This window comes from Bradyrhizobium sp. Tv2a-2, from assembly GCF_000472425.1.
Taxonomy (GTDB): domain Bacteria; phylum Pseudomonadota; class Alphaproteobacteria; order Rhizobiales; family Xanthobacteraceae; genus Bradyrhizobium.
Genome location: NZ_AXAI01000022.1, coordinates 48,967 through 68,927, shown reverse-complemented (window position 1 = coordinate 68,927; position 19,961 = coordinate 48,967). Strand labels below are relative to the sequence as shown.

Annotated in this window: 17 protein-coding genes; 6 read left to right on the top strand and 11 right to left on the bottom strand. The window is 62.9% G+C overall.

The features are described 5' to 3' along the window. Nucleotides 1-31: 31 nt before the first annotated feature. Together A3AI_RS0133510 and rfaE1 are read right to left on the bottom strand one after the other, a co-directional pair. Entirely contained in the window at nt 32-1,318 is a 1,287-nt protein-coding gene (locus tag A3AI_RS0133510) for an O-antigen ligase family protein (protein ID WP_024519743.1), read from the bottom strand. Continuing rightward, complete coding sequence (rfaE1, locus tag A3AI_RS0133505; protein WP_024519742.1) at nt 1,315-2,832, bottom strand: D-glycero-beta-D-manno-heptose-7-phosphate kinase; 1,518 nt, start codon at nt 2,830-2,832, stop codon at nt 1,315-1,317. Before rfaE1 ends, A3AI_RS0133510 begins: the two co-directional genes overlap by 4 nt. Before the next feature lie 278 nt (nt 2,833-3,110). Between rfaE1 and waaF the strand changes: the two genes are divergently transcribed. Together waaF and A3AI_RS0133495 are read left to right on the top strand one after the other, a co-directional pair. After that, nucleotides 3,111-4,181 carry a lipopolysaccharide heptosyltransferase II gene (gene waaF / locus A3AI_RS0133500; protein WP_024519741.1) on the top strand — a complete coding sequence of 357 codons (1,071 nt, stop codon included), beginning with the start codon at nt 3,111-3,113 and terminating at the stop codon, nt 4,179-4,181. 38 nt (nt 4,182-4,219) lie between these two features. Beyond that, the gene (locus A3AI_RS0133495) at nt 4,220-4,756 is read left to right on the top strand and encodes an HAD family hydrolase (RefSeq protein WP_198030285.1); all 537 of its coding nucleotides are present in this window, start codon (nt 4,220-4,222) and stop codon (nt 4,754-4,756) included. On the opposite strand, the gene A3AI_RS0133490 is transcribed toward A3AI_RS0133495, so the two are convergent. Next, nucleotides 4,738-5,829, bottom strand: a complete 1,092-nt coding sequence (locus tag A3AI_RS0133490) for a glycosyltransferase family 4 protein (RefSeq protein WP_156928050.1) — start codon at nt 5,827-5,829, stop codon at nt 4,738-4,740. The two genes, A3AI_RS0133495 and A3AI_RS0133490, sit on opposite strands and share 19 nt — an antisense overlap. A gap of 84 nt (nt 5,830-5,913) precedes the next feature. Here A3AI_RS0133490 and galE point away from each other — a divergent pair, with 84 nt between their 5' ends. The 3 genes from galE (at nt 5,914) to A3AI_RS0133475 (ending at nt 9,724) form a co-directional block, all read left to right on the top strand. Next, entirely contained in the window at nt 5,914-6,927 is a 1,014-nt protein-coding gene (galE, locus tag A3AI_RS0133485) for a UDP-glucose 4-epimerase GalE (protein ID WP_024519738.1), read from the top strand. 120 nt (nt 6,928-7,047) lie between these two features. After that, a complete protein-coding gene (locus tag A3AI_RS0133480; protein WP_024519737.1) occupies nt 7,048-8,853 on the top strand; it encodes an ABC transporter ATP-binding protein in 1,806 nt (601 codons plus the stop codon). A gap of 169 nt (nt 8,854-9,022) precedes the next feature. Further along, nucleotides 9,023-9,724, top strand: a complete 702-nt coding sequence (locus tag A3AI_RS0133475) for a fumarylacetoacetate hydrolase family protein (RefSeq protein WP_024519736.1) — start codon at nt 9,023-9,025, stop codon at nt 9,722-9,724. Nucleotides 9,725-9,818: 94 nt separating this feature from the next. Here the strand turns inward: A3AI_RS0133475 and A3AI_RS0133470 are convergent, their stop codons facing one another. After that, on the bottom strand, nt 9,819-11,540 hold the full coding sequence (locus A3AI_RS0133470; RefSeq protein ID WP_024519735.1) for a thiamine pyrophosphate-dependent enzyme: 1,722 nt from the start codon (nt 11,538-11,540) through the stop codon (nt 9,819-9,821). Nucleotides 11,541-11,969: 429 nt separating this feature from the next. Here A3AI_RS0133470 and A3AI_RS0133465 point away from each other — a divergent pair, with 429 nt between their 5' ends. After that, on the top strand, nt 11,970-12,434 hold the full coding sequence (locus tag A3AI_RS0133465; protein ID WP_024519734.1) for an MEKHLA domain-containing protein: 465 nt from the start codon (nt 11,970-11,972) through the stop codon (nt 12,432-12,434). Nucleotides 12,435-12,518: 84 nt separating this feature from the next. Here the strand turns inward: A3AI_RS0133465 and A3AI_RS0133460 are convergent, their stop codons facing one another. The 7 genes from A3AI_RS0133460 to A3AI_RS0133430 all read right to left on the bottom strand — a co-directional run bounded on the left by A3AI_RS0133460 (nt 12,519) and on the right by A3AI_RS0133430 (nt 19,792). Further along, nucleotides 12,519-13,448 (bottom strand): aspartyl/asparaginyl beta-hydroxylase domain-containing protein, encoded by a 930-nt coding sequence (locus tag A3AI_RS0133460; protein ID WP_024519733.1) that lies wholly within the window; start codon nt 13,446-13,448, stop codon nt 12,519-12,521. 212 nt (nt 13,449-13,660) lie between these two features. Then, nucleotides 13,661-13,816, bottom strand: coding sequence for a hypothetical protein (locus tag A3AI_RS48960; protein WP_198030284.1), 156 nt, complete (start codon nt 13,814-13,816; stop codon nt 13,661-13,663). Between the two features lie 145 nt (nt 13,817-13,961). Next, entirely contained in the window at nt 13,962-14,642 is a 681-nt protein-coding gene (locus A3AI_RS45555) for a phasin family protein (RefSeq protein WP_024519732.1), read from the bottom strand. After that, complete coding sequence (locus tag A3AI_RS0133445; RefSeq protein ID WP_024519731.1) at nt 14,611-15,273, bottom strand: nucleotide-binding protein; 663 nt, start codon at nt 15,271-15,273, stop codon at nt 14,611-14,613. The genes A3AI_RS45555 and A3AI_RS0133445 overlap by 32 nt, the downstream gene beginning before the upstream one ends. A gap of 347 nt (nt 15,274-15,620) precedes the next feature. Next, nucleotides 15,621-17,051: an adenosylhomocysteinase gene (ahcY, locus tag A3AI_RS0133440; protein WP_024519730.1), complete on the bottom strand. Its 1,431-nt coding sequence runs from the start codon at nt 17,049-17,051 to the stop codon at nt 15,621-15,623. Between the two features lie 135 nt (nt 17,052-17,186). Then, entirely contained in the window at nt 17,187-18,383 is a 1,197-nt protein-coding gene (metK, locus tag A3AI_RS0133435; protein WP_024519729.1) for a methionine adenosyltransferase, read from the bottom strand. A 56-nt stretch (nt 18,384-18,439) separates the two neighbouring features. Further along, complete coding sequence (locus A3AI_RS0133430) at nt 18,440-19,792, bottom strand: hypothetical protein (protein WP_024519728.1); 1,353 nt, start codon at nt 19,790-19,792, stop codon at nt 18,440-18,442. Nucleotides 19,793-19,961: the final 169 nt, after the last annotated feature.

Here is a 19,961-nt window from a genome sequence, read left to right as displayed (position 1 = left end):
TCGGTTGCGCTGGAAAGCGCGAGAAGCGCGTTCAGGATACACCAACTATGTCCGTTCGTTTCGCCGCACCGGCCTTCAGCACCATGCCTCCGGCGACGCCAACACCCATCACATACATCCAGCCCTCGTGGAAATCGAAGATGTGGGAGTTGAACAGCGAGGTGAAGATGTTCTGCACCACGACCAGAAGCCCAATCCAGTTGATCAGCCCCTCACCCCGAAACAGCATAAGATGCGACAGCCACATCGCATAGAGCAGCACCACCCCGATCACGCCCCATTGCACGGCGACATTGAGGGTCTGGTTGTGGGGATTGCCCACGACTTCCGCCGCGGCAGAACCTGCTGCAGCACCGCTTGCGGCCTGCTCGAACAGCGCACGGGTCGAGCCAGTGCCGTGGCCCTTCAGTGGCGCTTCAGCGAAGAAGTGCAGCGACTTCTTGTAATATTCGAGCCGCTCGCCGATCGATGTGTTGGCGCCCTCTTCCATATAGGACTGGTAGTCGCTCTTGAACTTATGGACAGTGCCCTGGAGTTGCGGCGAGGCCATCCAGGCGATGCCGCCCGCGATTGCCGCCACACACAGGATCAGAAGCGTTGTGCGCCAGCGCAAATGCAGCAGCCCGAACACCCCGAGCATGATCGGCATGGTCACGAGCGCGGTGCGCGAGACGATCACGAAAGCCATGTTGCTCACGAAGGCAAGCGCCAGCGCGCAAAGCACAACCGCCAGCGCGACCCTGCCGGCACGCGCCAGCATGACGACCGGATAGGCCAGCGCCACCGCGAAGAGCGCAAATTCCTGGCTCTGGTCGATGTAGTTCTTCACGAAGATGCCGTGCGAGGCGACATCCTTCGCCTTCAAGGTCAGGCCGGGGAAGAAGGCCACGATCCAGGACATCACCACCATCAGCGCGCAGGACGCCAGGAAGGCGATGAAGACCCACAAGCCGCGTTCGGATCGCTGGAAATGCTGGAACAGGAAAGGCAGCACCAGGAGCTTTGCGGTGGGACCGACGGCATAGAGCCGCGCGCCCCAGGCGGCGTCCGACCATAGCGTTCCCGCCAGCGCCAGCAGGAACAGCGCGACGGGCGCCGCCGCGATCGGCTGTTTCAATAAGCGAGCGAGGCTGCCGGCATCGAGCACGGGCAGCATCGCAAGCACCATCACCACGCCCAAAATTCCGACCAGCGAGGTCGACCAGGGCAGCGTCAGCGCCAGCAGCACTGCGACGATGTCGACGGTCGCCATCCAGCGGGCCGGGTCGCGCAGGCGCGCCAAGAGCAGTGATCGCGGATGGTCGGCGATCGCCGTCACGCCTTCACTCCCGTCACGTCTTTCACCTTGTCATCCGTTTTCTTCTTATCGTCTCCCTTGGCACGCTCGACCAGCGAGGTCGTGGAGTGGCCCGGCAGCGTGTCGACCAGGACCACCGTTCCGCCGGCCTCTTCGACGATCTCGTGGCCGACCACGGTTTCGCGGGTGTAGTCGCCGCCCTTGACCAGCACGCTCGGCCTGATCTCCGTGATCAACCGCAGCGGCGTATCCTCATCAAAGACCGCGACGAGATCGACGGCTTCGAGTGCCGCCAGCACTTCGGCGCGGGCGCGCTCGTTCTGCACCGGACGGCCTTCGCCCTTCAGGCGCCGCACGGACGCGTCGCTGTTCAGGCCGACGATCAGCCGGTCGCAGGCAGCGCGCGCCGCGGTCAGCACCTTGACGTGGCCCGGATGCAGGATGTCGAAACAGCCATTGGTGAAGCCGACCCGCAAGCCCTGCTTGCGCCATTCGACCACCTGCGCCCTCAAATCGGCGTCGGAGCTGACGATCTTCTCCTCGGCGGCAAGATACGCATGGGGCAGGATCTTGCGCCGCAGCTCCTCGCGCGCGACGGTCGCAGTGCCCTTCTTGCCGACCGCAACGGCCGCCGCAGCAGCCGCCATCCGCAGGACGGTATCCCAATCGGCGCCGGCCGCCAGCGTCGCCGCCAGCACGGCAGCGACGGTGTCGCCGGCGCCGGAGACGTCGCGCACCTTCACCGGCACCGCGGGAACATGGATGGCCTCGCCCTTGCGTGGCACCAGCGTCATGCCGTGCTCGCTCTGCGTCACCAGGATCGCCTCGCAATCGGCCAGTTGCATCGCATCCTGTGCAGCCTGCGCGATGCTCTCGGTCGTATCGGCGCGGCTGCGGGTGGCCTCGGAAAATTCCTTGCGGTTGGGCGTCAGCAGCGTCGCGCCGCGATAGATCGCGAAATTGAGACTCTTGGGATCGACGATCACGCGCTTTCCCTGCTTGCGCGCGGCATCGATAAGGTTGCGGATCACGCGTGCGGTGAGCACGCCCTTGGCATAGTCCGACAGCAGCACGATATCGGCGCGCGCGATCAGCGGAAGCGCGGCATCGATCAGCCTCTTCTCGGTCTCGCCCGCGGCCGGTGCCGCCTGCTCCCAATCGGCGCGCAGCATGTGGGTGGAGAAATGCTCGGAAACGAAGCGCGCCTTGCGCGTGGTGGGACGGGCGGGATCGGCAACCAGCACGCTTTCGACGCGCGGCTCGCGCGATAGCGCGCTCTTCAACTGCGCCCCGGCCGCGTCCTCGCCGACAAGGCCGACGAAAATGCAGGTGGCGCCCAGGCTTGCGATGTTGCGCGCCACGTTGCCGGCACCGCCGATATTGGTCTCGCTGCGCTGGACCGCAATGACCGGGGCCGGCGCCTCCGGCGAGATGCGCGAGACTTCGCCATAGACAAATTCGTCCAGCATCAGGTCGCCGACGCAAAGCACGGTCTGGCGCGCGATCGCCTGTGACAAGGCGTCAAAATCGAACATGTTTTCCCGTCAGTTTCTGGTTTGGGCCGAGACCCCGCGGCCGACGCGCCCGGCATCGGCTCGGCCCCAATGACGTCTTTGAGGCGCCGGTCGCACGCAACATTGTCGTTCTGCCCCGATTTGTGCAGCGCCAGCTTTGCCCCAGTCTGGGATCGCAGGCAACTTGGCGCTGTTAGTTCCCTGTGAAGGCGGAGCTAGGCGGTATCCGGCCGAGGTTCGGCTTTACCTGTCTTCCGCGAGCGGCTACCGACGGGGCCGGCTCAATACGCATACAAAGAATGAACATTAACTCAATACATAGCGCGGCGAGCGCGGACCGGGATGAGACCAGCCCGATCCTGATCGTCCCCTATATGTGGATCGGCGATTTCGTGCGCGGTCACACGGTAGTGCGCGTGCTCAAGGAACGCTGGCCCGACCGCCCGGTCGACCTGTTGACCACCTCGCTCTGCGCCCCCCTGGTCGCCTACATGCCCGGCGTGCGCAACGGACTGGTCTGGGACCTGCCGCGCGGCCGGCTGGCGGTGGCCAAGCAGTGGGGCCTCGCGTCGCTGCTGAAGGAGCGCGGCTACAAAACAGCACTGGTGCTGCCGCGGACCTGGAAATCGGCCATCGCGCCGACGCTCGCCGCCATTCCCGAGCGAATCGGCTTTGTCGGCGAGTTCCGATTCGGGCTGATCAACCGCTGGCGCTGGGGCGAAAAGCGGCTGCCCCGCTTCATCGACAAGAACGCCGCGCTTGCGCTTCCTGATGGTGCACCTTTGCCGCCGCAATGGCCAGTGCCGCAGCTTCGCGTTCCCGCCGCCGACATCGCGCGCTGGCGGCAAGCCAACGGCCTCGGCGAGAGACCGGCGATCGCGCTGGCCCCCGGTTCGGTCGGTCCGGCCAAGCGCTGGACCTATTACCCGGAGGCCGCCCGGCTGCTGGCCTTGCAGGGGCTGGACGTCTGGGTGGTCGGCGGGCCGGCCGAGAAGGCGCAGGCCGCCGAGATCGTCGCCGCCGGCGGGCCGACGGTGCGAGACCTGACCGGAAACGACCTGCGCAACGGCATTCTGGCCATGGCGGCCGCGAGCGCTGCGATTTCCAACGATTCCGGCTTGATGCACATCGCCGCCGCATTGGGCACGCCGACGATGGGTATATTCGGGCCCACCAGTCCCTACCATTGGGCGCCGCTAAACGGGCTGGCCGCGACCGTCCAGACCAAGACCGAAGTGCCCTGCCAGCCCTGCCACCGGCCGGTATGCCGCCTGCAGCATCACCGCTGCATGCGCGAGATTCCGGCCGCCGACGTGGTGGCCATTGCCGAGCAGGTGCTTGCCGAGACGGCCACGCGTGACCAGCGCTGATGCTTGCGCGCAGAGGATGCGATCAGTACCAAGCGACCATGATGAACGCCCCAAGCAAGTTGCAAAAGCCCGCCGCCTTTCTCGATCGTGATGGCGTCGTCAATTACGACGACGGCTATATGGGCACCAAGGACCGCATCCGCTGGATGCCGAATGCGGCCAAGGCGATCAGGCGACTCAACGACGCCGGCTATTTCGTTTTCTTCTTCACCAACCAGTCGGGCGTGGCCCGCGGTTTCTTTACCGAGGGAGAACTGCAGGTGCTGCACGCCTGGATGCGCGAGGAGCTCAAGGCGCAAGGCGCGCACATCGACGACATCCGCTACTGCCCGCACCATCCCGACGGCACGGTCGCGGGCTATCTCGAAGATCATCATTGGCGCAAGCCGCTTCCCGGCATGATCCATGACCTGATGCAGCACTGGCCGGTGCGTCATGAGGGCAGCTTCGTCATCGGCGACCGGCAGTCGGACATCGAGGCAGGCCGCGCCGCGGGGCTCCCGGGATTTCTGTTCGCAGGCGGCGACCTCGATGCATTCGTCACCGAGGTGATGGCTCAGACCAGCGTGCGATAGACGCTTGCGATCCTGTCCGCCTCGGCGTCGAGACTGAACTTTTCCACCACCCGCGCCCGCCCCCGCGCGCCCATCGCGGAAGCGGCATTGGGATTATCCATCAGCGGCTCCAGCGCCGCGATCAGCGCTTCGGCATCGCCAGGTGGCACCAACGAACCGGTCACGCCATCTTCGACCACAAGCTCGGCTGCGCCCGCGCGCGCCGCCACAAGAGCCGCGCCCGCGGCCATTGCCTCGATCAATGTCAGTCCAAATCCCTCATTGCGCGAGGTGAAGGCATAAATCGTGAGGCGCTGGTACCAGCGCTGCACCTCTGCGATCTCGAGCTCGCCAAGGATGATAATGCGCGATTGAAGTCCCGCGGCCTCGATCCGCTGTTTCAGATCATTGGCAAACACCACCTGCTCCGGCACGATGGCGCCCACCAAAACGGCCGTGAAATCGGGATAATTCGGCAGCAGGCGGCACATCGCCTCGACAAAAACGTCGCTACCTTTCTGCGCCCGCACCCGCCCGAAACAGCCGATGGCGTAGCGTCCCGGCAGGCCGCTTTCCGCAAAGGCCGCCGCGCGATCCGGCGGCGGCGCGTAAATATCTGTATCGACGCCATGCGGGATCACGGTTGCGCTGCGCTTCAGATAGGAGGCGGAGAGATCGGAGGTCGCGATGATCGCATCCATTCTTCGGATGAGGGAGCGCGTGGTCCAGCTGTGATGGCGCTGCGCCGCCGAGGTGAACACGAGTTTTAGCGGCCAGCCCAGCGCGCGCAGCAGAACGCCCAAGATCATCTCATTGTTGCGCCGCGCGTGCCAGATGATGGGCCGCCGTCGCCGCCACGTCTTGAGAAGATCGAAGACACCGAGCCGCGCGATGCCGTCGGGCGGATTCGAGCCGAACCAGGCGGCGCGCAAGCGCTTTGCCAGTTTCGGCGCTACCATCCGATTGGTGGCAGTCACGCCCGAATAGCGGCGGTGCAGGTTCGGCACGATGAGGTCGAGTTCGGCCAAATTGTCCTCAATCGGCACGTCGGGCTCCGTTGTCACGCGCTTCTTCCTATACGCAACATTAAGCATAGAGACCAGTTCGCGTCGCGTGAAACACCCTCTTCATTACGGCCACGCTAGCATCCCGCGAATTGCATCGAGACGGATTTGATCATGACCGTGCTTGTCACCGGCGGCGCCGGCTATATTGGAAGCCACACTGTTCGCGCCCTTCATGAGGCCGATGAGAGCGTGGTGGTGATCGACAATCTCTCCACCGGCTTCTCGGCCTTTATCCCCGAGGGCGTGCCGCTGTTCATCGGCGACGCCGGTGACGAGAACCTGGTCGACAACGTGATCGCGCAACACGGCGTCGAGGCCATCATTCATTTCGCCGGCTCGATCGTGGTGCCGGAATCGATCCGCGATCCCCTGCTCTACTACCGCAACAACACGATGACCACGCGCAGCCTGCTCAATGCGGCGGTCAAGCGCGGCGTCAACCGCTTCATTTTCTCCTCCACCGCCGCCGTCTATGGCGAGCCCGACCAGGTGCCGGTCCCCGAGCATGCGCGCACGCGCCCCATGTCGCCTTATGGCTCATCGAAGCTGATGACCGAGATCATGCTGCATGATGTCGCCAACGCACATGACATGAGTTATGCCGTGCTGCGCTATTTCAACGTCGCCGGCGCCGACCCGCTCGCGCGCATCGGGCTTGCCACCGTCGGCGCCACGCATCTGCTCAAGATTGCGGTGGAAGCCGCGACCGGCCAGCGCGCCAAGGTCGACGTTTACGGCGCCGACTATCCGACGCCGGATGGCAGCTGCATCCGCGACTTCATTCATGTCACCGATCTCGCCTTTGCCCATCGCGCCGCGCTGTCCTATTTGCGCGGCGGCGGCGCCTCGGTGACGCTCAATTGCGGCTATGGCCGCGGCTATTCGGTGCTGGAAACCATCGAGGCCGTGCGCCGCGTCTCCGGTCGCCATTTCGCGGTGGCGCACGCGCCGCGTCGTCCGGGCGATGTCATGACCGTGGTGGCCGATGCGAGCCGTATCCGCGCGACCTTCGACTGGACGCCGCAATATGAAAGCCTCGACACCATTGCAGCCCATGCGCTCGCCTGGGAAGAAAAACTGTTGCGCGAGCGCACCAGCGATAGTCTCGCGGCCGTCACAGCCTGAAATGATTGGTGGCGCAAGCCCTTAATTGGACTTGAAAAACCCCCGTCTTGCGGGCAAGGAAGCCCTACGCCGCGAGCCGCCCGGGCAGACCAGGCGTGCCTGCCGCCGATCGAGACGTGGATGGCCAATTTTCCAAAGAGAATCACCGACGACCCCTATGGGGCAGCGATCCTGATTCGCCGCCTCGTGATGGAACAGGGCGTCATCTACTGGCGCCGCTACCTCACCGCTTTCGCGCTGATGGCGGTCGCAGCCGGCGCCACGGCAGCAGCCACCTATGTGCTGGGCCAGGTCATCAACCAGGCCTATGTCGACAAGAACGTCACCGGTATCGCCATCCTCTCAGGCGTGACCGTGCTCCTGTTGTTCATCAAGGGCGTGGCCACCTACGGCCACACCGTCATTCTGTCCCAGATCAGCAACGCAATTCTTGCCAACAACCAGCGGCGGCTGTTTGCCAAGCTGATGAGCGAGAGCATCGCCTTTTTCTCCGAACGGCATTCGTCCGAGTTCCTGGCGCGCCTGACCGCCGGTGCGAAATCCATCACCGACGTGTTGAACATGCTGGTCAATGCGATCGGACGCGACTTCTTGATGCTGGTTGCCATGATCTGCGTGATGGTGATGCAGGATCCCATCCTGACATTCATCGGCCTTGTGGTGGTGCCGCCGGCGATGCTGATGCTGCGCAAGCTGGTAAAGCGCATCAAGGGCCTCGCCTACCACCAGTTCACCGGCACCGCCGACATCCTGGAGACCATGCAGGAATCGCTGCAGGGCATCCGCACCGTGAAGGCGTTCACGCTGGAAGACACCATGCAGCGGCGCATCGACGAGAATATCGCGATCGTCGAGCGCAACGCCAACAAGATGGCGCGGGTATCCAACCGCTCAAATCCGCTGATGGAGACGCTCGGCGGTTTCGCGGTCGCCGGCTGCCTGCTCTATGGCGGCTACAGCGTGGTTGCGCTTGGCGCGACGCCCGGCCAGTTCTTCTCCTTCATGACGGCCTTCCTGATGGCGACCGAACCCGCCAAGCGGCTGGCGCGGCTCAACATCGACCTGAACAGCCAGCTGGTCGGCGCACGGATGCTGCTGGAAGTCGTCGACAGCCCCGCGAGCGAGTTCGCCGATGACGACAAGCCGGCGCTCAAACTCACCGACGCCCGCATCCAATTGAAGGACGTCAGCTTCGCCTACCGTCCGAACGAAGTGGTGCTGAACCGCATGAGCTTCGTCGCCGAGCCTGGCAAGGTCACGGCGCTTGTGGGCCCCTCCGGCGGCGGCAAGTCGACGGTGCTGGCGCTGCTGCTCCGCTTCTACGAGGCGAGCGAAGGCGACATCGTGATCGACGGTCAGTCGATCTCGAAGATCTCGCGCCGCTCGCTGCGCGGGCAGACCGCCTATGTCGGCCAGGACGTCTACCTGTTCCGCGACACCATCCGCGCCAACATCGCGTTCGGCAGGGCAAGCGCGAGCGAAGCCGAGATCGTCGAGGCGGCGAAGGCGGCCTGCGCACACGATTTCATCATGAGCTTCCCGCTTGGCTACGACACCCCGGTCGGCGAGCATGGCACACAACTTTCCGGCGGCCAGCGCCAGCGCATCGCAGTGGCCCGCGCGCTTCTGAAGAGCGCGCCGATCATCCTGCTGGACGAGGCGACCGCAGCTCTCGATTCCGAATCCGAAAAGCAGGTGCAGGAGGCGATCGAGCATCTCTGCCAGAACCGCACCACCATCGTGATCGCGCATCGACTGCATACCATCATGCATGCCGACACCATTCTGGTGGTGGAAGCCGGCGAGATCGTCGAGCGCGGACGCCATGACGAACTCCTGCGCCGCGGCGGCCGCTACGCTTCGTTCTTCCGCCTGCAGCAGCGCGACACCAGCGCCGAGGGTCCGAAGCTGGTGGCGACGTCTTAGGTCAATCTCACTCGGGCGAAGGACGAGGTGTCCCTCGCCCTGGCGGGGCGAAGGTCAGGGATCGAGCATGATCCATTCCGAAAGCCCACTTTTCCGGATCATGCTCTAGCGCGATCAGGCGCAACCGCGTAATACAGGCATGTTTCCAAGAACAGCCCGAGACATTTCCATGAACGCCACAGCCTTCGTCATCCCGGCCCCGCCGCAGGCCTCCATTCCCGTCGCAGGCGAAGGAAAAGCCTTCCCCGTGCGCCGCATCTGGTGCGTCGGCCGCAACTATCTCGAGCACATCCGCGAGATGGGCAATGACGAGCGCGACCCGCCGTTCTTCTTTGCCAAGCATGCCGACATGCTGGTCGGCGATGGCGCCACCATCCCCTACCCGACGCTGACCAAGGACCTGCATCACGAGGTCGAGCTGATCGTGGCGATGAAGAGCGGCGGGCTGAACATCCCGGTCGAGAAGGCGCTCGACCATGTCTACGGCTACTCGGTCGGCATCGACCTCACACGGCGCGACCTGCAGCAGGCCTCGCGCAAGAAGGAGCGCCCCTGGGAGATCGGCAAATCCTTCGAGCAGTCGGCGCCGTCCTCCGCGATCGTGCCGGCATCGAAGATCGGCCATCCCGCCAAGGGCAAGATCTGGCTCTCGGTCAACGGCACTGAGCGTCAGAAGGGTGATCTCACCGAGCTGATCTGGAGCGTGCCGGAAATCATCTGGAAGCTGTCGCAGCAGGTCGAGATTGGCGCCGGCGACATCATCATGACCGGCACCCCCGCCGGCGTTGCCGCGCTCAAGCCAGGCGACAAGATCGAGTGCGGCGTCGACGGCGTCGGCACGCTGAAGGTTGCGATCGGCGAGCCGAAGTAGCAGGCGCTCGGGCGCGGCGCGGTTCGCCCTCTCGAAGGGAGAGTCCGGATCGCATCGAAGATGCGATCCGACCGAGGGATTCTACGGCCGATCGTCAAAGGTTTTCCAAGCGTGGATTGGGCCCAAGGTTCTGCTCCGGATCAAGCGGCAGCTCGATCAACAAAGAGGACCTGTGCGGCTGATAGCACCGCGTCATGATGTCATCGAGATTGGCGAGATCGGGGCGGACCCGCGCATAATCCCATCCGAAGCCAGTCGCAATAGCCTCATAATTAAGACCATCCAGGCTGTCATGATAGCGCTCGACCGGATCCTGCGTCAGGATCTTGGTAAGTCCATTTCGTACGATGCCATAAACGCGGTTGTTGAGAACGAATAGATTCAGACGCAGACTGCCAGCTTCCGCTAGATTGCCGGCAAAAAAGCGGAAACATCCGTCACCGGAAAAGATGAAGACGGTCTTGTCCGGTGCTCCCAGCCTCGCCCCCACGCCAAGACCGAAGGCGCCACCCATCGCGGAGCCACGGTAGAGGCTGAAAAAGGGGCAATTCGGATTGGGACGTTGCGTAATGTATTGACGATCCTTGTAAGACATACAGACATCGTCGAACCCGATGCTATTTTTTTGCCAGAGAGTATCGATACGTCGGTAAAACGTCGCTAAGTCCACAAAGCCGGGACGGGCAGCTTCAATCGGTCGCGTATTCAGATCATCAGAAGCCGGGGGGAATCGCCGGGTTGCCGGAGGATCGCGCAAGATCGCCCGGGTTAGATTGTCAACCATTGCTTCCAGCGGACCGTTCGCTTCAAAACTGGCGCCGTTGATCAGATGCCGGGACGAGCCTTCCATAGTGCCGTAATGGTTGCCGTCGTTGCTCAGAAGCCATGCTTCTCCGCAGAAAATCGGAGAGAGGCCCGTTGTGTACTCGTCGAAATCCGCGCCCAACCCGATCAGCACGGTCTCTTCGTCCAACGCGGTCCACACGGTTCGGGCAGCGTCGTTGCCGCCAAATCCTAGATAGCCGTAAAGGTAGGGATTCTCGCGTTCAACGGCGTTGGCGCCGTTGATGCTGTAGACGACAGCGGCCCCAAGGGTCGTGGCCAGTTCCGTAACCAATTTTTTGCTTGTCGCAGTTGTTGGCATCCCGGACCCCACCAGCACGACCACTTTCCGACCCGACAGCCGATCCAATGGCCAGGAGATAACGATCTCCGGACGGGGAAGAGAGCGCGATGCCGGCCCGACCGTCCAGGATGCCTCCGCGGGAATGCGGGCGAGAGCCGAAGGGTCGAGAACCAGTACCGCCGGGCGACCCTGCGCAAGCCTGACGAAAGCCCGTTCTAGCTGCGGCACCATGGTCTCGAATTCATCCAGCACAAAGACGCCGCCCGGTAGTTCGGCTTCGAGCTGTGCAAGCGTATTCATCCCATGGGCGGTGGTATCTTGAAGCGGAGCAAATCCGGCGGCGGATCGGGGAGAAAGCGGAACAATGTAGAGTGCGGGAATATTGTGTAGTTTGGCGTCTGTGAGTCCGCATCCCAGAAGCTTTGTGGCCGCTCCTGTCGTGGCTGTCGCGGCGGCGATTGTGCCGCTGGCCAGGTAATAGCCGAGCGGCAAGAAACCGGCCGCATATTCTCCGACATTGAAAAAGGACAGAGTATCTCTGTTGCGAAGCTTGCGATAAGGCTGCAATTTTTTGGTGAAGTGAACAATGCCACCGCCAGTGACACCCGCGCACATTGAAATCCCGTGGCCCCTTAGCATTTCCGTGATCACGTCATACGGATCTGCCGAGATTTTGTTGATTGCGTTCATGGCCTAAAGATCCCCTGAGCGTCCCTGGATTGCGGAGGCGGCGGATCGATCGACTGCATCTCGATGCAATCGACCATGTGTCGGATGTGAGGCCAGGGACTCGTGTCGAGCACGACGTGATGTAACCGGACAATTTTTAGTAGAACATCACGCCTGTTACACCATTGTGTCATTTCGCAAGATGCATCGCTCTGATGGCTTCGACCGCACGCACTGAAAATGTAAAATGCGTTTTGAGATTGCATCTCGGAAGTCTCCGCTCTTGATGGCGCGCCTTGTCGTGCCGGCCGACGCTTTGCTCGAAGGCTCGGGTCGCGATCAATTGATGGCTGAATTGATCGATGACTCGCGAAGACGGATGATACAGCTATCCGAACGAGGTGCGTGCCAAACGCATCAGGCACACGCTTCGCGAGCAAAGGTGCAACAATGACGTCCTCCTTCGATTCCCGTGACCTGCGCATGGATTCCGCGTTCTTCGATCTGCTCACTGGCAGCTATGCCCGTCTCGTCGGACAGCCGCTGGTCGCGGATGGAAAGGGACCGCCGTGGCTCTACAATGAAGCGCCGTTCGTGGTCTTGGCCCATAACACTGAGCCAGATCCGCACTTCATCTATGCGAACAACGCGGCGCAGGTCTGTTTCGATTACACCTGGTCTGAATTCACCAAGTTGCCCTCGCGTCTCTCTGCGGAGGCTCCAGAGCGAACAGAGCGTCAACGTCTGCTGGACGAGGTCCGGCGCAATGGCTTCACGAGAGGCTACCGCGGCCAGAGGATCGCAAAATCGGGCCGCCGCTTCTGGATAGAAGACGGCATCGTCTGGCAGCTTATGGACGCAAACGGAATCGTGCGGGGCCAGGCCGCAACATTCGCTTCGTGGAAGGACCTATAGCCGGCCTCGGTCCGGCAGAAAAACCATGTGACGGGCCGATCGGCGCGGCGACCATCACTTCGGATGCGGCGCCGGCTCAATCCCCTATCTGAACGCCGACACCACGATCAATCCGATGATGGCGACCGTCAGCGTGTACTTCAGCGTATAGTAGACGCTCCGGTTCCATTCCTTCACCTTGCGGCTCTGAAGGTGGATCTCGTAGAGCTTGCCAAATACCTTGTTGAGCACGCCGACGTCCTCGCCCTCGACATTCTGCGTCGCGGATGCCTTGACGATGTGATGGCTGACCCAGCGATTGATGTGCCTGAGCAAGCCGTATCTCATCGGACGCTCAACGTCGCAGAACAGGATGATGCGGTTCACATCGGTCGCGTTCTCGGCATGATGGATGAAGGTCTCGTCGAACATGAAAGCTTCGCCGTCGCGCCAGACGCAGGGCACACCGTCGACCAAGATCCGGCATTTGTCGGAATTGGGTGTGACGAGCCCGAGGTGATAGCGCAGCGAGCCAGCGAAGGGATCGCGATGCGCCCCGAGCTTCCCGCCGGGCGGCAGCATCGCAAACATCGCTCCGTGCACGCTGGGGATCGAATTGAGCAGCTCGACCGTTTTAGGGCATAGCGTTCGCGCCGACGGCAAAAAGTCGTCGTACCATTTCAGGTAAAAGCGCTTCCAGCCGCTCTTGAAGAAGGAATAGAAACCCCAGTCGTTGTTCTTGGCAGCGGCGCGAATGAAACCCTCATCGAACAGCCGCACTGCCTCGTCGCGGATGGTCTCCCAATTCTCGCTGAGCTTGTTGAGTTCCGGGAAACTCGCAACCGGGATCACCGGCTGGTTCGGCACAGCGGAGCCCGCGTACATCAGCACGTTATAGGGTGCGAGATAGGTCGAGTGATCGCCGAGCTGCCGGGCGAATCGAAGCCGCTCCTTGCCGCGGAAATGCACATAGAGCGTCGAGGCCACAAGAATATACACGCCTACGAGTTGCGGCGCGAGAAGCTGCTTTAACATGGTCCGTCCCCGCGCGACCGTGGCCCCAAGCCCCTTGGGCCCGATCGTGTCGTGCAAGCGGCGCTTGCAAGGCAGCCGCTCCTCCGTCTCCCAATACCATGGGGGCAAGATGGATGACCAGAGATGGTAAAGCGCTACACCACCCGCGAAGCCGGCCAATGTCGGCCCATTTGGGTGCGATCTTCCGGAATAAACCAGATGTGAATGGTGCATCAGCCTCGCGCCAGCGCCTGCAGGCCCTTGAAGGTCAGCCGCTTCGGATCCTTCACGCCAGCCAAATAGAGCCTGCGAATGAAGGCGGCCGCCGCCTCTCGGTCACAATCGGTCAACGCAACGATGGCGTCGACCGCAATTCTCTGGGCTTCCATGGGGCTTCCCTTCCCTCTCGAGCAGCCGCCCCGGCCCTCGAAGCATAAAGCGTGCCGGTTAACCCTACGTTAACCCTGCCGGCAGCGTGGAGGATTCGGAACAACAGGCGAATACGCGAAACGACGGATGGCGAGTGGCTGCCGATCAGCCCTTGCGCTCGGTGCGGTCCTTGGCGACCGCCTGCCCCAGCGACTTCACCGCATCCGCCTGCTTGAGCATCAGCTCGCAACTCTTGCGCGCCTGCGTGGCCGTGAGCTCGACGAATTCGGCCGCTGTTCGCGTGCCGGCAAGGTCGCGCGCATAATTCACCGTGGCGGCGACATTCGCCTGCATCAATACAATCGCCTCGGCGCGAAACGCCACGGCAGCGTCGAGCGCGTTCACGCCGTCGTTCGCCGGACCGATATCACCCGCCGCTTCGCCCGCTCGCTTCGTTTCCGCAAAATCCTTCGCATGGTCCAACGCGGCATTCAGACCGGCCTTGATGCTGTCGAGCACGTTGTTCTGATAGTCCTTGGCGATCTGCACCATCATCTCGGCGGCGCTGCCGGACGCCACACTTTCGCGGCCGCGCGATGCCTGCTTCTTCGGCGGTTCCGCAGCCGCGGTGCGGATCGGAGCGATCGGCGGCTCCGGCGTGTCAGTTTGTTCGGGCTTCTCCGTGGCGCGCTCCAGCCGCGGATGTTCCGCCAGCGCGGCCACCCGGCTCGCAGGCACTTCCAGCAAGCCATCCTCGACGGCCTGCCGCACGGCCGCGGTCAACTCCACCAGCGAGCGGCGCACGGCATTGTCGTCAGTAGGCCGCCTGTTTCGCGTCTTGCTCATGACCGACCGTCCCTTCGACAAGCTTTTTCAGAACCCAGCGCCACACCGCAACCATTTCCTCCGCGGCTTTGCCCTCAGGGGCATACTCGGTCACGCCCAGGCCCGCACCCAGCGCGTCCTGATGGTCGTTGCGCTGGACGACATAGGGCAGCGCGAGATGCCCGAGCGAACTGAGCGAGGTCGCGGCCTCGCTCAAGCGGCCGCCGCGCGCCGGCGTCTGGTTGAGGATGAAGGCAAAGCGCCGGTTGAGCCTGCGAATCGCAATCAGCGTCGGCACCGCCGCCTCGATGTCGGCCGGGCTCGGACGCGCCGGGATCAGGCAGAGATCGCTGCGTGCGATGGCGCGCAATGCCGCCGCATTGGTGGTCGCGGCGGTATCGATGATGGCAAGCCAGGTTCCTTCGGCCTTGAGGCGCGCCAGCGCCGGCTCAATATAGGCGGGATCGCTCACGCGATCGACGCGCGGGTAGCTATCACCGCGCCGCTCCTTCCATCGCCATATTGTCCCCTGAGGGTCCGCCTCGACCAGCGCCACGCGCTCGCCGTTCTCCATTGCGGCCACCGCAAGGCCTACGGCCAGCGTGCTCTTGCCGCTTCCGCCTTTCTGCGTGACTAAAGCAAGGACGTACATGTCCTGTGCGTATCCTGACAGACGACAACGATGCGGAACAGAATTTATCGGAACATGAACTAAATGAATGCCGTCACGTCCTACTCCGAGTCGCGAGTCGCCTCAAGCGCACAGGGCTGGAACTTGCCGTATTCAAGAAAACGTCACGCAAAGTGATGCCTCGGCGCATCAGTTCGGCAATCGTCCGTAGGCCACCGTCGAGGACTGCATCACACCGTCATCAACTTGCCGAGCGTGTCTCTCCACCATCACTGCGTGGAACAATGCGACGACTCTCACGCGTCCCAAAAACGCAAATGGCCGGGCTGTTGCCCGGCCATTGCGAATGCAGCAATCGCGCGTGTCGCTCAGTAGCGGTAGTGATCCGACTTGTACGGGCCTTCCTGCTTGACGCCGATATAGTCGGCCTGGTCCTTGCGCAGTTCGGTGAGCTTCACGCCGATCTTGGCGAGGTGCAGGCGGGCGACCTTTTCGTCGAGCGTCTTCGGCAGCACGTAGACCTTCTTCTCGTACTTGCCACCCTTGTTGTTGGCGAAAAGCTCGATTTGCGCCAACGTCTGGTTGGTGAAGGAGGCCGACATCACGAAGGATGGATGCCCCATCGCGTTGCCGAGGTTCACGAGACGGCCCTCCGACAGAAGGATGATGCGGTGCTTGTCGGGGAATTCGATCTCGTCGACCTGCGGCTTGATGTTGGTCCACTTCAGATTGCGCAGGCTCGCAATCTGGATCTCGTTGTCGAAATGGCCGATGTTGCAGACGATGGCGCGATCCTTCATCGCGCGCATGTGATCGATGGTGATGATGTCCTTGTTGCCGGTCGCGGTAACGAAGATATCGGCGCGGGGCGCGGCATCTTCCATGGTCACGACCTCATAGCCTTCCATCGCTGCCTGCAGCGCGCAGATCGGATCGACCTCGGAGACCATCACGCGGCAGCCGGCCTGACGCAGCGAGGCGGCCGAGCCCTTGCCGACATCGCCGAAGCCGGCGACCATCGCGACCTTGCCCGACAGCATCACGTCTGTGCCGCGCCGGATGCCGTCGACCAGCGACTCGCGGCAACCATAGAGATTGTCGAACTTCGACTTGGTGACGCTGTCGTTGACGTTGATCGCGGGGAACAGCAGCGTGCCCTTGTTCGCCATCTCGTAGAGACGATGAACGCCCGTGGTGGTCTCCTCGGAGACGCCCTTGATGTTCTTGGCGATCTCCGCGAAGTAACCCTTCGGCTTCTCCTTCAGGAGACGCTTGATCAGTGCGTAGAAGATCTCTTCCTCTTCCGAACCGGGCTTGTCGAGGAAGGCGGTGTCGCCGTTTTCGGCGCGGACGCCGGCATGCACCAGCATGGTGGCATCGCCGCCATCATCGAGGATCATGTTGGGCGTGCCGCCGCCATGCCAGTCGAACAGCTTGGCGGTGTAGTCCCAATATTCGGCGAGCGTCTCGCCCTTCACGGCGAACACCGGAATGCCAGCGGCAGCAATCGCGGCCGCAGCGTGGTCCTGGGTCGAATAGATATTGCAGGAGACCCAACGGATGTCAGCGCCGAGCGCAGCCAGCGTCTCGATCAAGACCGCGGTCTGGATGGTCATGTGCAGCGAGCCCGCGATGCGCGCGCCCTTCAGCGGCTGCTTCGGACCGAACTCCTCCCGTGTCGCCATCAGGCCGGGCATCTCGGTCTCGGCCAGCGAGATCTCCTTGCGGCCGAACTCGGCCAGCGAAATGTCCTTGACGATGTAGTCTTTGAAGTCCGGCTTCTTGGCGGTGGCGGTCATGCAGTTTTCCTGTCTGGCTGGCATGTCATTCCGGGGCGGTCCGCAGGACCGAACCAAGGTGCGCAATTGCGCACCTTGAGAATCTGGAGATTCCGGGTTCGCGTCCGTCGCCGCGCCCCGAATGACGGTGAGAAATCAAACCGCGCGCTTGAGCGGCTCGACGAGGTCGGTCTTCTCCCAGGAGAAGCCGCCTTCATTGTCCGGCGTGCGGCCGAAATGACCATAGGCCGAGGTGCGCGCGTAGATCGGACGGTTGAGATCGAGATGAGAGCGGATGCCGCGCGGCGTGAGATCCATCACCTCGGCCGCCGCCTTCTCCAGCCGGTCCTCCGGCACCTTACCGGTGCCGTGGGTGTCGATGTAGATCGAGAGCGGCCGCGCCACGCCGATGGCGTAGGCGAGTTGCAGCGTGCAGCGGTCGGCAAGACCGGCGGCGACGATGTTCTTCGCCATATAGCGGGCAGCGTAAGCGGCCGAGCGGTCGACCTTGGTCGGGTCCTTGCCTGAGAACGCGCCGCCGCCATGCGGGGCTGCGCCGCCATAGGTGTCGACGATGATCTTGCGGCCGGTGAGGCCGCTGTCACCGTCGGGACCGCCAATATAGAACTTGCCCGTGGGGTTGATGTGCCAGATGGTCTTGCCGTTGATCCAGTCCTTTGGCAGCGCCTCGCGCACATAGGGCTCGACCCGCTCACGCACCTGCTCCGAGGTCATGTCCTCGACCAGATGCTGATGCGACACCACGATCTCGCGCACGCCGACGGGCTTGCCGTTCTCATACTGCACGGTGACCTGGCTCTTGGAGTCCGGACCCAGCACCTTCTCGCGGCCGGCGTGACGGGCTTCAGAGATCAGGCGCAGGATCTTGTGGGCGTAGAAGATCGGCGCAGGCATCAGATCCGGCGTCTCGTTACAGGCATAGCCGAACATGATGCCCTGGTCGCCTGCGCCCTCTTCCTTGGCGGCGCCCGGCTGCAGCGCGTCGACGCCCTGCGCGATGTCGGCCGACTGCGGGTGCAGCAGGATATCGATGTCGCACGTGTCCCAGTGGAAGCCTTCCTGCTCGTAGCCGATGTCCTTGATCGCCGCGCGCACCACGGCCTCGATCTGCTCGTTGGTCACGGACTTCGGACCGCGGGTCTCGCCCGCGATCACCACCTTGTTGGTGGTGGCGAGCGTTTCGCAGGCCGCGCGGATCGCCCAGGGGTCGATGCCCGCCTTCGGGCCCTCGCGGTAGAACAGGTCGACGATCTCGTCGGAGATCCGATCACAGACCTTGTCAGGATGGCCTTCGGAGACCGACTCGCTGGTGAACAAATAAGACGCGCGCATCAAGCATCCCCTTCATTCCGCCCGATATGGCGGTTGTTTCAAACTGTCCCGGAGTGTCAGTCCCGCCGACGCGAGATGACGTAGGATTCGTCGTAGAACCAAAGTCCGTTGTACTTGCGTAAAACCTCTCTGGCGGCATCGAGAGCCAAGCTCGAGTGAGCCGTCTCCGTCAGCCGGTCCTCTTCAATCTGGGCGACATACACCGCCGCATTCCAGGCTGCAAAGGCCGTCGAGGTGCCGATTGGACCCGTCACCTCGGTGGGCAGCGCTTCCATATCATATCTGAAAACGGAACGGTTGTCGGAATATGCATTAAAATTGAGCACCCGCCCAACGGAACCCAATTCATACTTCACAGCCTGCAACAGCTCGTGCCGGCTCACCACGAAAGGATTTTCCCCTGGCCACACCATCTGGATGATTTCCATGCCCGGGTCCTGCCCATGGGAGTGGATGCCGATCAGCCGGCCGCCCGGACGAAGCGCCCGCGCCAGTGGCGCGATGATCCGCTTGGCGCGGAAATTCACAGAAGATTTGGCCCGATAAGGCTGCGAGGCGATGATGAGGTCGAAATTGGCCTCAGTGCGGCCGGCTCTGGGAATAATAGCGTCGAGCAGGAAGCGGTGGTCTTCGCGGTACAGGACCAGCGCCATCGGGCGTTCATAGACCGGCATGCCCGTGCGAGGGCTGACGCTGGCGCGCCAGTTCGAATCCAGAAAGCCTCGCAGATCGGCGATTTGGGCCTCGAATTCGCCTGAGGAGGCGCCGCGCAGCGCCACCTCCTGCCAGATCATGCCGGCAGCGGCCGCGGGCGAAGCCGGCGTGAGCCAGGGCGCCTCGGCATAGTTCATGTTGGTGAAGACAAAGATGCTGGCGGGGTGCTCCAGGAGCCGGTCCGGCACCTTGTCCAGGGTCAGGCGTACATCTTCGAGGCTCAGTTCTTTGCCGGCCACGTAAAAAGGCATGTGGGGAAAGCGGCTGTGCATCGCACGAAGCACCCGAGCCATCACCGTCCCGTCGCCCATCCCGGCATCGAACATCCGCAGGGCCGGTGGGCGGGGATGGATCGAGGACAATTCCAGCGCGATCCGATCGGCGATCACCCGCTTTTCGCTGCAGGTGTGCACGAACAGGAGGTATTTCTGACGGTTCTCGAAGAAGCGGAAATTGCCGCGGGGATCGCGCTTCTCGGGCGGCACCTGCAGCCCGCGCGGCGGCGGTGGGCCGCCGGTGGACGCCGCGATATAGGCCTGGATACGCTCCAGCGTATCGATGGTGATGCGCTTGCCCTCGCGCAGCCGGTGCACCAGCTTGCCGTCGTTCACCGCGCGGCGCCCGAAGGTCGATTCCGCCATGTCCGCCTGCCGGCAGAAGTCGGAAATCTGGGCTAAAATCGCGTCGTTCTTCATGAATTCGCGTTGGGAAAGTGTTGTGGGCAGCTACAGGCTTCCCACACCTCCTACCACTGTTTGCCCAACAACACCAACCCCGGCCGGAGGGCGGTTCAAACGGCAGTGACCCCGCCCCGACCGTTGGTCGCCAGAATCAGTGGATGCCCCCGGTTATTGCCTGGAGCCA